General features: G+C 60.6%; 10 protein-coding genes. 1 reads left to right on the forward strand and 9 read right to left on the reverse strand.

Annotated features, from left to right (window positions below):
• Window positions 1-99 precede the first annotated feature (99 nt).
• The 7 genes from dbpA to betI form a co-directional block, all read right to left on the reverse strand.
• On the reverse strand, window positions 100-1,437 hold the full coding sequence (dbpA, locus tag EQV90_RS04860) for an ATP-dependent RNA helicase DbpA (RefSeq protein WP_232286864.1): 1,338 nt from the start codon (window positions 1,435-1,437) through the stop codon (window positions 100-102).
• 192 nt (window positions 1,438-1,629) lie between these two features.
• Window positions 1,630-3,060, reverse strand: coding sequence for a multidrug transporter subunit MdtD (gene mdtD / locus EQV90_RS04865; RefSeq protein ID WP_004419591.1), 1,431 nt, complete (start codon window positions 3,058-3,060; stop codon window positions 1,630-1,632).
• 141 nt (window positions 3,061-3,201) lie between these two features.
• Entirely contained in the window at window positions 3,202-4,539 is a 1,338-nt protein-coding gene (locus tag EQV90_RS04870) for a TldD/PmbA family protein (protein WP_240877802.1), read from the reverse strand.
• Complete coding sequence (locus tag EQV90_RS04875; RefSeq protein WP_240877803.1) at window positions 4,539-5,981, reverse strand: TldD/PmbA family protein; 1,443 nt, start codon at window positions 5,979-5,981, stop codon at window positions 4,539-4,541. The genes EQV90_RS04870 and EQV90_RS04875 overlap by 1 nt, the downstream gene beginning before the upstream one ends.
• A gap of 237 nt (window positions 5,982-6,218) precedes the next feature.
• Complete coding sequence (betA, locus tag EQV90_RS04880; RefSeq protein WP_004419586.1) at window positions 6,219-7,922, reverse strand: choline dehydrogenase; 1,704 nt, start codon at window positions 7,920-7,922, stop codon at window positions 6,219-6,221.
• Between the two features lie 118 nt (window positions 7,923-8,040).
• Window positions 8,041-9,513 carry a betaine-aldehyde dehydrogenase gene (gene betB, locus EQV90_RS04885; RefSeq protein WP_004419584.1) on the reverse strand — a complete coding sequence of 491 codons (1,473 nt, stop codon included), beginning with the start codon at window positions 9,511-9,513 and terminating at the stop codon, window positions 8,041-8,043.
• A gap of 109 nt (window positions 9,514-9,622) precedes the next feature.
• Window positions 9,623-10,216 (reverse strand): transcriptional regulator BetI, encoded by a 594-nt coding sequence (gene betI, locus EQV90_RS04890; protein ID WP_004419582.1) that lies wholly within the window; start codon window positions 10,214-10,216, stop codon window positions 9,623-9,625.
• 453 nt (window positions 10,217-10,669) lie between these two features.
• On the opposite strand from betI, the gene EQV90_RS04895 reads away from it, so the two are divergent.
• Entirely contained in the window at window positions 10,670-12,610 is a 1,941-nt protein-coding gene (locus EQV90_RS04895; protein ID WP_240877848.1) for a BCCT family transporter, read from the forward strand.
• Window positions 12,611-12,702: 92 nt separating this feature from the next.
• Here EQV90_RS04895 and choV read toward each other — a convergent pair whose 3' ends face one another.
• Together choV and choW are read right to left on the reverse strand one after the other, a co-directional pair.
• Window positions 12,703-13,881 carry a choline ABC transporter ATP-binding protein gene (choV, locus tag EQV90_RS04900; RefSeq protein ID WP_004419578.1) on the reverse strand — a complete coding sequence of 393 codons (1,179 nt, stop codon included), beginning with the start codon at window positions 13,879-13,881 and terminating at the stop codon, window positions 12,703-12,705.
• Window positions 13,878-14,723, reverse strand: coding sequence for a choline ABC transporter permease subunit (choW, locus tag EQV90_RS04905; protein WP_004419575.1), 846 nt, complete (start codon window positions 14,721-14,723; stop codon window positions 13,878-13,880). The genes choV and choW overlap by 4 nt, the downstream gene beginning before the upstream one ends.

Consider the following 14,723-nt stretch of genomic DNA (forward strand, 5'->3'; position numbering starts at 1 on the left):
AGCACTGTGGGAGCTGACTTGCCAGCGATGCAGGCAACCCGGTCCGAGGTGCTGACTTCGCCGGCAAGCCAGCTCCCACAATGAGTGTGTCGTTTGGGTTTACAAAACCCGGACGCGCAGTACGCGGCCTTTGATTTTGCCTTCGCTCAGGCGCTGGGCCGCTTGCTTGGCAATAGTGCGGTCAACGGCCACGTAGGCCTGGAAGTCAAAGATCGCGATCTTGCCGACCTGGGCGCCGGGGATGCCCGCGTCGCCAGTCAGGGCGCCAAGGATGTCGCCCGGGCGAACCTTGTCTTTACGGCCTGCACCAATCACCAGAGTGCTCATGGCCGGCAGCAATGGCGCGCCGCCCTGGGATTTCAGGGTGTCCAGGGTTTCCCAGTTCAGCGGAGCTTTCTGCAGTTGCTCGATGGCCTGGGCGCGGTGCGCTTCGGACGGAGCAACCAGGCTGATCGCCACCCCTTTTTCGCCAGCGCGGCCGGTACGGCCGACACGGTGAATGTGGATTTCCGAATCGCGGGCCAGTTCGACGTTGAGCACCATGTCCAGTGCATCGATGTCCAGACCACGGGCGGCAACGTCTGTGGCTACCAGTACCGAAGTCGAACGGTTGGCGAACATCGCCAGTACCTGGTCACGGTCGCGCTGTTCCAGGTCGCCGTGCAGGCCGACGGCGGAAATGCCCTTGGAGGTCAGGTGATCAACGGTTTCCTGAACCTGCTGCTTGGTGAAGCAGAAAGCCACGCACGATTGCGGACGGAAATGCGCGAGCACTTTGGTCACGGCGTCCATGCGTTCTTCAGGCGAGATTTCGTAGAAACGTTGCTCGATCTGGCTGTCAGTGTGCAAGGCCTCAGCTTTTACCTGCTGCGGGTTGCGCATGAACTTGGACGACAGTTGCTTGATACCGACCGGGTAGGTGGCCGAGAACAACAGGGTCTGACGGCGTTCCGGAGTCTGGCGGATGATGTCTTCGATGGCATCGTAGAAGCCCATGTCGAGCATGCGGTCAGCTTCGTCGAGTACCAGAGTGTTGAGGCCGTCGAGCTTCAGCGAGCCTTTGCGCAAGTGCTGCTGGATGCGCCCCGGGGTGCCGACGATGATGTGCGCGCCGTGCTCCAGCGAACCGATCTGCGGGCCGAAGGACACGCCGCCACACAGGGTCAGCACCTTGATGTTGTCTTCGGCGCGAGCCAGACGGCGGATCTCTTTGGCAACCTGGTCAGCGAGTTCGCGGGTCGGGCAGATCACAAGGGCCTGGCAACCGAAGAAACGCGGGTTGATCGGGTTCAGCAGGCCGATGCCGAAGGCGGCAGTTTTGCCGCTGCCGGTCTTCGCCTGGGCGATCAGGTCCATGCCTTTGAGGATCACCGGCAAGCTCTGCGCCTGGATCGGCGTCATCTGGGCATAACCGAGGGAGTCGAGGTTAGCCAGCATGGCGGCGGACAGAGGCAGAGAGTTAAAAGCGGTGGCAATGGTGGTCACGAGACTGGCCTGCAAAACAAAATGTCGCGCAGTGTAACAGCCCTATGCCCTTAGCCTGAACATTCTGGACGAGTTGTCATCTGAACCCTGACAACTCTGTAGGAGCGAGCTGTTAAAAAGCTCGCTCCTACAGGTGTTGCGTTCTTAATGCTCCAGGTCGTGCTCCGAGTTGGCCTTGGGCTTGCGCCCGTCCTTGGGTGACAGCTGCAGGAAGATCGCGGCCGCCAGCATTGCCATGATGCCCACTGTCAGGAAGGTCAGCTGGAATGCTCCAAGTACCGTATCCACCCCCTCATCGCCGCCATCGCCGGTAAAACCGCCGAGCAGGGCCCCGGCGCACGCCACACCCAGGCTCAAGGACAGCTGCGCGACCACCGACAGCAAACTGTTGCCGCTGCTGGCGCTGGCGTCGTCGAGGTCGATCAGGGTCACAGTGTTCATGGCCGTGAATTGCAGCGAGTTGATCGCGCCCAGAACGGCCAGCATCCCCAGCAGCAGCGGGTACGGCGTGTGCTCGGTGACCAGGCCCATGCTGGCCAGCATCAGGCCCAGGGCAAAGGTATTGGTCGTGAGCACGGTGCGATAGCCCACGCGCTCGATCAGCGGCCGCGCCACCCACTTGGCCAGCATTGCGGCGGCCGCCAGTGGCAGCATGCTCATCCCGGCCTGGGACGGCGAATAGCCCAGGGCGACCTGCAGCAGCAGCGGCACCAGAAACGGCAAGGCGCCGCTGCCGAGCCGGGCAAACAGGTTGCCCAATATACCCACGGCAAAGGTCCTGGTTTTAAACAGCACCGGCGAGAACAGCGGGTTGCTGATATTGCCTGCCCGCAGCCAATAGGCCGCCAGGCACGCCAGCCCCGCGAACAGCAGCAACATCACTCGCAGGTGCGGCATGTGCAATTCGCCCAGGCCTTCCATGGCAATGGTGATAAACACCATCGCGGCGCCAAACAGCACAAAGCCCAGGGTATCGAAGCGCGTACGCTCGCTGCCGCGCAGGTCCGGGATGAAGTGCCAGACCGCCCAGCAGCCGAGCATTCCGACGGGCAGGTTGATCAGGAAAATCCAGTGCCAGCTCAGGTACTGCACCATCCAGCCGCCCATGGTCGGCCCGATCAGGGGGCCGAGCAAACCGGGGATGGTGATAAAGCCCATGATCCGCACCAGCTCCGAACGCGGATAAGCCTTGAGCACCACCAGTCGCCCGATGGGCAGCATCAAGGCACCGCCCAGGCCCTGGACGATACGTGCGCCGATCAGCTCGTTGAGCGTGCCGGACAGCGCGCACAGCAAAGAACCGAAACTGAACAGGAGGATGGCGCTGAAGAAGATCTTTTTGGTGCCGAAGCGGTCGGCGATCCAGCCTGATGCCGGGATCAGCAGTGCAACGGTAAGCATGTAGGCGACGATCACGCCTTGCATGCGCAGCGGGTTTTCTTTCAGGTCGCTGGCCATGTCGGGCAGTGCGGTATTGAGGATGGTGCCGTCGAGCGACTGCATGAAAAACGCGATGGCCACTACCCAGGGCAACCAGCGAAGGACTTCAGGACTTAGAACCGGACGTACGGGCATAGGACCTCTTTTTATGAACAGTCGAGAACCCGCTGCGGGGCCGGTTGGCCCCACTCTGTGGGAGCCGGCTTGCCGGCGATGGTCAGGAAAGCCCGGTTGCACCAATCGCCGGCAAGCCGGTTCCCACAGTGGGCAGGGGGGTTAAAGCGTCAATGTCAGTTTTTTTACCAGTGCCCCCGGCAACAGGTTTGACGCGGTCTGGCGCTGGTCATAGGTGCTGGCCGACAACAGCAGCTCGCGCTCCACGGTCAGTGCTTCAAGTTGTGAACCCAGCAGACTATAGACGCTGTCATCAAAGCGCATGGTGTTGACCGGTGCCTTGATTTCGCCGTTTTCCACCCAGAACGTGGCGAAGCGCGTCATGCCGGTCAGGCGTGCCGCCGACTGGTCGGAGTAGTTCAGGTACCACAGGTTGCTGATGTATAGCCCGGTACCCAACTGCTTGAGGATATCGGCCTGTTCCAGGCTGCCCGCTGCCATCGCCAGTGCGCTGGGCCCTTCACCCCAGGGCGCGCCGTTGACCTCGAGGCCGTACTCGGCAGCACTGCGCGAGCCCACCAGTTGCTGGTTGGCCTTGCCGTGCCTGACCAGCGACAGGTCCTGGCGCGGATAACCCTCAGCGGAAAACGCCGGGCTCAGGGACTGGCTGACCTGTTCGTCCAGCGACACCAGCGGGCTCAGCTGCGCATCGCCGGCGTAGAGTTTTTGCAGCGGGCTGTACTTGCTGGCCAGGGCCTGGGCCGAAAACCCACCCCAGCTCAACATGCTCATCACTTCTTCCAGTGCCGCCGGAGCCAGATAAGCACGGTATTCGCCGGGTGCCAGGGCATGCAACGGACGATCCAGATAGGCCAGCTGTTCGCGGGCCGATTGCATGCGCCGGGCAAAGCCCTGGCTGTCCCAGTCGGCCCCGGCGTAGCTGGCTTTGACCGCCTGGCCGTTGCTGTGGAACAGGCTCCAGTCAAAATTGAAACTGTTGGCCTGATGCCAGCCCAGTGCGCCTTCGGAGCTGGCGTAGCCATAGCTGATCGGGCCGCTGGCATAAAAGCCCACCAGATCGATGCCCTCGGCGGCGCGGCGGATTTCCTCCAGCACCCGGGCGGTGTCCGGCAACGGCTGGTCCTGCACATTGTGGCTTTGCCACGGCTCGGGGTTGAGCAGCAGCCAGGGATCAATCGGCAGCAGGGGCAGGGTGTCGCGCAATTGTTGCAGTGCTTCGGACAAGCGCTGCTGATCGACCTCCAGTTCACCGGCGAGGGTGATGCTGACGTCAGCGTGACGCCCGTTGTCGATCAGCTTCAGGCTCAGGCTCGCCTGCTGCACCAGCCCTGCCTGGCGTACCTTGCCCTTGTTGAAACGAATAAATTCCGAGGCTTCGGCGTTGTAGTCCAGGGTGAATTGCTCGGGACTGCGCAGCGCATCGCGCAGCCACTGCACCAGTGCCTTGAACTGCCCGGCCTGACTCATTGGGGTACTCATCAGGCATCGCCTCCAAACACGTCGATATTACTGAACACGCAGGCCGGGGATGCATGGCCCACCCGGATCACCTGATTGGGTTCGCCTTTGCCGCAGTTGGGGGTACCCAGCACCTTGAACGTGCTGGCGTCGCCCACGGCGCTCAGATTGCGCCAGAACTGCTCGGAGATACCGCGGTAGTTGGGGTTCTTGACCACGCCCTTGAGTTCACCGTTTTCGATCAACTGGCCCCATTCGCAGCCGAACTGGAATTTGTTGCGCGCATCGTCAATCGACCATGAGCGGTTGGTGGCCATCAGGATTCCGTTTTCGATATTGCCAATCAGTTGCGCCATCGACTGGTCGCCGGGTTCGATATTGAGGTTGGCCATACGGTCTATCGGTGGACGATTCCAGCTGCAGGCGCGGCTGTTGGCTACGCCGTCGAGACCTGCGCGAAATTGCGACAGCGCTCCGCCCAAAGGCCGCAGCAGCAAACCTTCACGGATCAGGAACTCCTTGTGCGCCGGGGTACCGTCGTCGTCAAAGTTGTAGCTGGCCAACTGCTCGGCAATGGTCGGGTCGAAGGTCACGTTGAGCAGCCTGGAGCCGTATTGCAGGTTGCCGAAGTCACCGGCCTTGACGAAGCTGGTGCCCGCGTAATTGCGCTCGTCGCCCAGAATGCGGTCAAGCTCCAGCGGGTGGCCGATGGACTCGTGAATCTGCAGAATCATCTGGTCGGGCAGCAACAGCAGGTCGCGCTGGCCCTGGGGCGTGTTGGGCGCAAGCAGCAACTGCAGGGCTTGCTCGGCGACCTGGGGCGCGGCGCCGATCAAGCCGCAGCGGCCAATCACATCCACGCCGCCTTGCTGGCCAAAGTTTTCCCGGCCCAGGCTGCGGGTCTGGCTGTCATTGCCGTCATAGGCGGTGACGCTCATGCCCGGAAACACGAAGCGCTGGGCCCGGCGCAACTCGGCGCCGGCGCTGTTGAGATAAATCTGCTCGACGTGGTTGAGTCCCAGGGACACGTCCCAGCTCACCAGTCGCGGGTCTTTGGGCACGGCTGCCGACTCGGCGCCCAGCAGCTCAAAGCACTGGCTGAGGGACGGGAATGTCTGGTCCAGATCGGGCGAGTAATAGTCGGCGCATTCCCGGGATACCGGTTCCAGGGTCAGGTCGAGCAACGCGTGGGGCGTGATCAGGCGGGCCTGGGCCTCGGCACGATCCAGGGCGGCCTGCAAACCGGCCTGTGACAGGTCGTTGGTGGCGGCATAGGCTTCAACGCCCTTGACCCGCACGGTCAGCATCGCGCCCTGGTCGTGACTGAAGGCAGGAGGTTCTGCAACGTTCTTGCGTACCGACAGGTGTTGCCCGGACTCGCGCACATAACGCAACGAAAAGAACTCGGCCCGGGTGCGCAACGCGGCAAAGCGCTGCTTGAGCTGAGGGTAGAAATCGAACATGCACAGACCTCCGAACATCGGAAAGTGTATCGAAGCTTGGGTTTGGGAACTGAAGCGAGGCACTAGAGTAGGCCTGCGTTGAGGCCGGGACAAGCGGGGAGGGATGAAACTGCAGCGGTTGCGGCAGCGGGCTTGCCCGTGATGCGCACGACCCGGTACTTCAGGCAAATCGAGGTGATGCTATAGCGGGCAAGCCCGCTCCCACAGCAGCAGGAACGGGCTCAATCGCAATCGCGGTTACTGCGCGGTACGGCTCACATCACGCAGCGGCTTGCCGCGTACCGGTGCATCGCCTGCAACGTAGTAGCTGGCTGTGCTGCGCGGCAGTGGCGCACGACCACGGATCTTGTCGGCGATTTTCTCGGCGATCATGATCGTTGGTGCGTTGAGGTTGCCGGTGGTGATCAGCGGCATGATCGACGCATCGACTACCCGCAGACCCTGCATGCCATGCACCCGGCCTTCGCCGTCCACTACGGCCATTTCGTCGGTACCCATCTTGCACGAGCAGGAAGGGTGGAACGCCGTTTCCGCGTGTTCACGGATAAAGGTGTCCAGCTCTTCGTCAGTCTGCTTGTCGATACCCGGGCTGATTTCGCGGCCACGGTAAGCGTCCAGAGCCGGTTGCTGCATGATTTCCCGGGTCAGGCGGATGCCGTCACGGAATTCCTGCCAGTCCTGCTCGGCCGCCATGTAGTTGAACAGGATGCTCGGGTACTCGCGCGGGTCCTTGGACTTGACGTTGATCCGGCCCCGGCTCGGCGAACGCATGGAGCCCATGTGTGCCTGGAAACCGTGCTCTTTCACACCGTTGCTGCCGTTGTAGTTAATCGCAACCGGCAGGAAGTGGTACTGGATGTTCGGCCATTCGAACTCTTCGCGGGTACGGATAAAACCGCCTGCTTCGAACTGGTTGCTGGCGCCGATGCCTTTGCCCAGGAACAACCACTCGGCACCGATGGCCGGCTGGTTGTACCACAGCAAGGACGGGTACAGCGAAACCGGCTGGGTGCATGCGTATTGCAGATACAGCTCCAGGTGGTCCTGCAGGTTCTGGCCGACGCCCGGCAGGTCGTGAACCACCGGGATATCGAGGCTGTTGAGCAGTTCGGCCGGGCCGACGCCGGAGCGTTGCAGCACGGTTGGCGAACCGATCGCGCCGCTGCACAGCAGCACTTCTTTACGGGCCTTGGCCAGAATGCGGGTGTCGCTGTCGCCGACCATGTAGGAAACGCCAACCGCACGCTTGCCTTCAAACTCGATCTTGTCGGTCAGGGCGTGGGTGACGATGGTCAGGGTCGAACGCTGCTTGGCGGTGTCCAGGTAACCGCGAGCGGTACTGGCACGACGACCGTTTGGCGTGACGGTACGGTCCATCGGGCCGAAACCTTCCTGCTGGTAGCCGTTCAGGTCTTCGGTACGCGGGTAGCCTGCCTGTACGCCGGCTTCAACCATGGCGTGGAACAACACGTTGTTCCCCGCTTTTGGCGTAGTCACGCTGACCGGGCCATCACCGCCGTGGTAATCGTTGGCGCCGATGTCGCGGGTTTCCGCTTTACGGAAGTACGGCAGGCAGTTCAGGTAATCCCAGTCTTCGAGGCCTGGCAGTTTTGCCCAGCCGTCGTAGTCCATCGCGTTGCCACGGATGTAGCACATGCCGTTGATCAGGGAAGAACCGCCCAGACCTTTGCCACGGCCACATTCCATGCGGCGGTTGTCCATGTGGGGTTCCGGATCGGTTTCAAAGGCCCAGTTGTAGCGACGGCCTTGCAGCGGAAACGCCAGAGCCGCGGGCATCTGGGTCCGGAAATCTAAACGGTAGTCCGGGCCGCCTGCTTCGAGCAGCAGCACGGTGACGCCTTCGTCTTCAGTCAGACGGGTCGCCAGGGTGTTACCGGCAGAGCCGGCACCAATGATGATGTAATCGAATTCTTGGGACATAAAATGCACCCTCTTTGAAGTTGGTCAGGTCATGGCGAGCGCTTTGCCCTCGATCGCCGGCAAGCCGGGCTCCCACAAGGTGCGTGGGAGCTGGCGTGCCGGCGATGGGGGCGCTGGCTTAGAACACCGAAACGTAATCGCCCAACTCAACCTGTACCGATTTGATCTGGGTGTACTGCGCCAGGGAGCTGATACCGTTTTCGCGGCCAATACCCGACTGCTTGTAGCCGCCTACCGGCATTTTTGCGTCGGACTCGCCCCAGGCATTGATCCAGCAAATGCCCGCTTCCAGCTGATGAATCACGCGGTGGGCGCGGTTCAGGTCTTTGGTCACGACACCGGCAGCCAGGCCGAACTCGGTATCGTTGGCGCGACGGATCACTTCTTCTTCGGTGTCGTAGGTGAGGATGCTCATCACCGGGCCAAAGATTTCTTCTTTGACGATGGTCATCTCATCGGTGCAGTCAGTGAACACGGTCGGTGCCACGAATGCGCCCTTGGCCAGGTCACCCTGGGTCAGACGTTCGCCGCCGCACAGGAGGCGGGCACCTTCTTCCTTGCCCTTGGCAATGTAGCCCAGCACGCTTTCCATATGAGCAAAGCTGACCAGCGGACCGAAGTTGGTGTTTTCGTCTTCCGGGTTGCCGATACGAATACGGGCAACGCGCTCCAGAATCTTGGCTTCGAACGCTGCTTTCAGTGCGGTCGGTACGAACACGCGGGTGCCGTTGGTGCACACCTGGCCCGAGCTGTAGAAGTTGGCCATCATCGCGGTGTCAGCCGCGCGATCCAGGTCGGCGTCGTCAAAAATGATCAGCGGCGACTTGCCGCCCAGTTCCATGGTCACTTCTTTGAGCGAAGAGCTGGTGGCGCTGGAGGTAACTTTCTTGCCGGTGTCGGTGCCGCCGGTGAACGAGATTTTCTCGATGCGCGGGTGCTCGGTCAGCCAGGTGCCGACTTCGCGGCCGCTGCCGGTCAGTACGTTGAACACGCCGTCCGGTACGCCGGCAGCGGTGTAGATCTCGGCCAGTTTCAAGGTGGTCAGGGAAGTGACTTCACTTGGCTTGAAGATCATCGCGTTACCGGCGGCCAGTGCCGGTGCGGATTTCCACAAAGCGATCTGGATCGGGTAGTTCCATGCGCCGATGCCGGCCACAACGCCCAGCGGCTCGCGACGGGTGTAAACGAACGAAGTGTCGCGCAGCGGGATCTGCTCGCCCTGAATGGCGGGCACCAGGCCTGCGTAGTATTCCAGTACGTCGGCACCGGTCACGATGTCCACGTAACGGGTTTCGGAGTACGACTTGCCGGTGTCCAGGGTTTCCAGGGCAGCCAGTTCATCGTTGCGCTCGCGCAGGATGTCCACGGCCCGGCGCAGGATGCGCGAACGCTCCACGGCAGTCATGGCAGCCCAGATTTTCTGGCCTTTTTCGGCGCTGACAACAGCGCGCTCAACGTCTTCTTTAGTCGCACGTTGCACTTGCGCAAGGACTTCGCCGTTAGCCGGGTTGATGGCATCGAAGGTTGCATCGCTGCTGGCGTCGGTGTAGCCGCCGTCGATGTAGAGTTTTTGCAGTTCGAAACGGGCCATAAAATCCTCGCAAGTGCATAAGTGGTTGGCGTTCATCGTGAACCTGGATGCCATCTAACTGGGGCAACTCAGATTCACGACAGTTCAGGGGTTAAGCATTGATTGAGGCCTAACTCACCTTTTTCGCCAGTTGTAGATCCATGTATTCGTAGCAGATGCGTTGTGCCTGTTCGGTGTCGAAAGCGTCTCCCGACAGGGCACCCCGCAACCATAGACCATCGATGAGAGCTGCCAGGCCCCGTGCTGCATTGCGGGCTTGGGCCTGCGGCAAAACTCGGCGGAACTGGCAGCACAGATTGGAGTACAAGCGGTGATCGTTGATCCGCTGCAATCTGTGCAAAGACGGTTGGTGCATGCTGGCGGCCCAAAAGGCCAGCCAGGTTTTCATTGCCGGGCCACTGACCTGGCTGGCGTCAAAGTTGCCTTCAACGATTACCTGCAGGTGAGCCCTGGGGCTGTCATCGCTCAGCGCCTGGCGGCGGGCGGTGACGTTGTCGATCAAGACGTTCATCAAGTACCGCATGGTGGCGGCAATCAGACCGTTCTTGTCGCGAAAGTAGTGACTGATGATGCCATTCGACACACCGGCCAAACGGGCAATCAGCGCAATGCTGGCATCGGCCATCCCGACCTGATCGACTGCCGTTAACGTGGCTTCGATCAACTGCTGGCGGCGTATGGGTTGCATCCCGACCTTTGGCATCTTGCAAATCTCCTTGGGCCTGCGAGCAGTGCAAATCGATCACTGAGCGAAGACCAGTCTATTTTGTTTTGATTGAACGTTCAATCAACAAAGAATAAGCTCTGCGACAAATCGTCGCGATTTATGCCGTTTGCCTGGGCATCAATGGCGCAAAACGACACAGCAAACATCGCTGGAACCCCGGTTTTGTGTAGGAGCGAGCTTGCTCGCGAGCCCTGTAACGCGATTAAAAAGCTCGCGAGCAAGCGCGCTCCTACAGAAACAGCAGGGTCCGGGCGGGTCCAGTTTTTTTAGCGGTGTCTTTATATCACTCGACCGTTGGTCGCTATCTAAGCGTTTGGTCGAGTGGTGCGTAGCCTCAAGTCTTTCTCTCGCGCTGCCTGGAGCATCCGTGCCATGAGTTCTGCTTCTCTTATAAAGACCCCACCGCAAAAGGTGACGGTCAACGGTTGGGTGTTTTACACCTCCACTGCCTTGATATTGTTGCTGACTGCCATTTTGATCATCGCCCCCGAAGAAGCAGGCCGCGTACTGGGTGTTGCCCAGGAATGGCTGTCGCGCAGTTTCGGCTGGTACTACATGGTGGTGATCGCCGCTTACCTGATTTTCGTCGTGGGGCTGGCGTTTTCGTCCTATGGCAAGCTGAAACTGGGGACCAAGCAAGACACCCCCGACTTCAGCTACGGCGCCTGGGCCGGGATGCTGTTCTCGTCCGGCATCGGTATTTCGCTGTTGTATTTCGGCGCTTCCGAGCCCCTGGATCACTACTTCAACCCGCCTGAAGGGGTATCGGGCAGCCACGAGGCCGCGCGCCAGGCGCTGCAACTGACTTTCCTGCACTGGGGTCTGCACGGCTGGGCGATTTACGCACTGGTCGGTCTGGCCGTGGCTTACTTCGCCTATCGTCACAACCAGCCGCTGGCCCTGCGCTCGGCGTTGTATCCGTTGATGGGTGAACGCTGGGTCAAAGGCGCTGCGGGCCACGCCGTAGACGGCTTCGGCATGTTCGTGACGTTGCTTGGCCTGGTGACCAACCTGGGCATTGGCTCGATGCAAGTGTCGTCGGGGCTTGAGAACCTGTTCGGCATGGAGCACAGCAACACCAACTTGCTGATCGTGATCATCGTGATGAGCACCGTGGCCACCATCGCGGCGGTCTCGGGCGTTGAGAACGGCATTCGCCGTCTGTCCAACCTGAACATCGTGCTGTTCAGTGGCTTGCTGATTTTCGTGCTGTTGTTCGGCCCGACCCTGCACCTGCTCAACGGCTTTGTGCAAAACACCGGCGACTACCTCAACGGTATCGTCATGAAAACCTTCGACCTGTATGTCTATGAAGGCGACACCAAGAAGACCGAAGGCTGGTTGGGTCTGTGGACCCTGTTCTACTGGGCCTGGTGGATTTCCTGGGCCCCGTTCGTCGGCATGTTCATTGCGCGTATTTCCCGCGGGCGGACCGTGCGTGAACTGGTAGCGGGCGTATTGCTGATTCCGTTGGGCTTCACCCTGGCCTGGCTGTCGATCTTCGGTAACTCGGCCCTGGACCTGGTGGTTAACCAGGGGGCGGTGGAGTTGGGTAAAACGGCGCTCGAACAGCCGTCGATGGCAATTTACCAACTGCTTGAGCACTACCCTGCCTCGAAAATCGTGATCGGCGTGTCGATCTTTGTCGGCTTTGTACTGTTCCTGACCCCGGCGGATTCCGGCGCGGTAATGATGGCCAACCTGTCCTGCAAAGGCGGCGATGTGGATGAAGACGCCCCGCACTGGTTGCGCATCTTCTGGTCGGTGGTGATTACCCTGGTGACCATCGGTCTGTTGTTTGCCGGTAACTTTGCCGCCATGCAAACCATGGTGGTGCTGGCCGGCCTGCCGTTTTCGGTGGTGCTGATCCTGTTCATGTTCGGCCTGCACAAAGCGATGCGCCAGGACACCCAGATGGGACAGGAACAGGCTGAACTGGCGGCCCGTGGTCGCAGCGGCTTTTTCAGCGAGCGTTTGACCGCCCAGGACCTGCAGCCGACCCAGGCAGTGGTGCAGCGCTTTATGGACAAGCACGTGACCCCGGCACTGGAAGAAGCCGCCACGCAACTGCGTGCCCAAGGCTTTGATGTACAGACCCTGCTGGGTAAAGCCAAGCGTTGCATGGGCGTGCGGGTCGAGATGGAAGAAGGCAACCCGTTTGTCTACGAAGTCAGCCTGGACCGCTACATGGCGGCACCGGGCGAGTCTGGTCAGGATGAAGTGCGCAACCGTTACTACCGGGCTGAAGTGTATTTGCATAACGGCAGCCAGGAATACGACCTGATGGGCTTCACCCCAGAGCAAATCAGCCGTGACGTGCTCGACCAGTTTGAAAGCCATCGCCAGCTCCTTGGGCGGGTTTACAGCTAAATTAACGTCCCTCCTGCAGGAGCGGGCCTGTTCGCGAGCCGGTTTGAACAGCTCGCGAGCAAGCTCGCTCCTACAAGGTCAGTTACGGGCACCTAGCCCAGGTTTTTGCCCAGCAGCGCGTGATACAGCTCGGTATCGCCGAGTATCCCCACCACTTTCTGATTGTCGTGCAGCACCAGCTTGTTGCCGGTCTGATAACGGATTTGCAGCGCGTCGCGCATGCCGATTCCCGAGTCCACCAGGGTCGGGCCACGCCCCAGTCCTTCCACTGCCTGCCCATGGCTCCAGTGCTGCAAGTCCACGTTGCTGGCACCCTGGCGCACGCCCTTGATGGTGTTGCCTTCTGCCAGATCAATCCACGAGTCGTCCCCCGGATCTATGCACACCGAGCCGTTGATGCGTTTGCAGTTGTCCAGCGTGCGCATCAGGCTGCGCCCGCACAGTACGTTCAGGGGGTTGGTATGGGCGACGAAGGTGCGCACATAGTCGTCTGCCGGGTTGAGCACGATTTCTTCAGGCTTGCTGTACTGAATGATCTTGCCGTCTTTCATGATCGCGATGCGGCTCCCCAGTTTCAGGGCTTCGTCCAGATCGTGGCTGACAAACACAATGGTCTTGCTGAGCTTGCGCTGCAGCTCCAGCAATTCGTCCTGCAAGCCCTGGCGAATCAGCGGGTCCAGTGCCGAGAAGGGTTCATCCATCAGCAAAATATCGGCGTCCATGGCCAGTGCCCGGGCCAGGCCGACCCGCTGCTGCATGCCGCCGCTCAGTTCATCCGGCTTTTTGTTGCGCCACTGGGTCAGGCCCACCAGCTCCAGCTTTTCGTCCACCAGCGCGCGGCGTTCCTTCTCGGGCCGGCCCTGCATCTCCAGACCAAAACTGATGTTTTCGCGTACGGTCAGCCATGGCATCAGGGCGAACTTTTGAAACACCATGGCGATGCGCTGGGTGCGCATCATTTTCAGTTCGGCCGGGGTGCAGGATGCGATATCGATCTGCTTGCCTTCATGCTCCACATACAACTGGCCACGGCTCACGGTGTTAAGCCCGTTGATACAGCGCAGCAAGCTGGATTTACCCGAGCCGGACAAACCCATCAGCACGCAGATTTCGCCTTTGTCGATGTCCAGGCTGGCGCTCTCGACGCCGACAATCTGCCCGGTCTTTTTCAGGATCTGATCCCGTGACAGCCCTTGGTCCAGCAGGCCCAGGGCCTCGCGCGGATCTTTGGCAAAGATAACGTCAACCTTGTCGAAGCGGATAATGCTCATGCGTCAGCTCCTTTCTTGGCTTCCGGCTGCTTGCAGATCCGGTCGAGCATGATCGCCAGCAATACAATTGCCAGCCCGGCCTCAAAGCCCAGGGCGATGTCTGCGGTGTTCAGTGCGTTGACCACCGGTTTGCCCAGGCCGTCGGCACCCACCAGGGCAGCAATCACCACCATCGACAGCGACAGCATGATGCATTGGGTAATCCCGGCCGCGATGCTGGGCATGGCATGGGGCAGTTCGATGCGTGTGAGCAGCTGGCGGCGCGAACAGCCAAAGGCCTTGCCGGCATCGAGCAGTTCATGGGGTACATCGCGAATGCCCAGGTAGGTCAGGCGAATCGGCGCGGCAATGGCAAAGACCACGGTGGAGATCAGCCCCGGCACCACACCCAGCCCGAACAGGGTCAGGGTCGGGATCAGGTAAACGAAGGTCGGCACGGTCTGCATCAAGTCCAGCACCGGGCGCATGAAGGTGTAGAACATGGGTTTGTGCGCCGCCAGAATGCCCAGCGGCACCCCGATGATCACGCAGACAAAGGTGGCGAACAGCACCTGCGCCAGGGTTTCCATGGTCTCTTGCCAGTACCCCAGATTGAGGATCAGCAGAAACGACAGTGCCACAAACACCGTCAGCCCCCACTTGCGTTGAATAAAGTGCGCGAGCAGTGCAATCAGTCCGATAAACACAAAGGGGTTGAACCAGGTCAGCGCGAACGTCACGCCATGGATCATGGTTTCCAGCGTCAGCGCAATGGCGTCGAAGGTGCTGGCGCCGTGTTTGGTCAGCCAGTCGACGAAGCTGGCGATGTACTCGCCCAGAGGGATCTTGTGATCAATCAGCAT

The organism is Pseudomonas sp. TMW22089, assembly GCF_022496645.1.
Lineage (GTDB): Bacteria > Pseudomonadota > Gammaproteobacteria > Pseudomonadales > Pseudomonadaceae > Aquipseudomonas > Aquipseudomonas paraversuta.

Bases quoted from the DNA above. Each gene is read 5' to 3' on its own strand.
- betA (WP_004419586.1), bottom strand. From the start codon at position 7,922: ATGTCCCAAGAATTCGATTACATCATCATTGGTGCCGGCTCTGCCGGT.
- EQV90_RS04875 (WP_240877803.1), bottom strand. From the start codon at position 5,981: ATGTTCGATTTCTACCCTCAGCTCAAGCAGCGCTTTGCCGCGTTGCGC.
- betB (WP_004419584.1), bottom strand. From the start codon at position 9,513: ATGGCCCGTTTCGAACTGCAAAAACTCTACATCGACGGCGGCTACACC.
- dbpA (WP_232286864.1), bottom strand. From the start codon at position 1,437: ATGCTGGCTAACCTCGACTCCCTCGGTTATGCCCAGATGACGCCGATC.
- choW (WP_004419575.1), bottom strand. From the start codon at position 14,723: ATGCTGATTGATCACAAGATCCCTCTGGGCGAGTACATCGCCAGCTTC.
- betI (WP_004419582.1), bottom strand. From the start codon at position 10,216: ATGCCAAAGGTCGGGATGCAACCCATACGCCGCCAGCAGTTGATCGAA.
- mdtD (WP_004419591.1), bottom strand. From the start codon at position 3,060: ATGCCCGTACGTCCGGTTCTAAGTCCTGAAGTCCTTCGCTGGTTGCCC.
- choV (WP_004419578.1), bottom strand. From the start codon at position 13,881: ATGAGCATTATCCGCTTCGACAAGGTTGACGTTATCTTTGCCAAAGAT.
- EQV90_RS04870 (WP_240877802.1), bottom strand. From the start codon at position 4,539: ATGAGTACCCCAATGAGTCAGGCCGGGCAGTTCAAGGCACTGGTGCAG.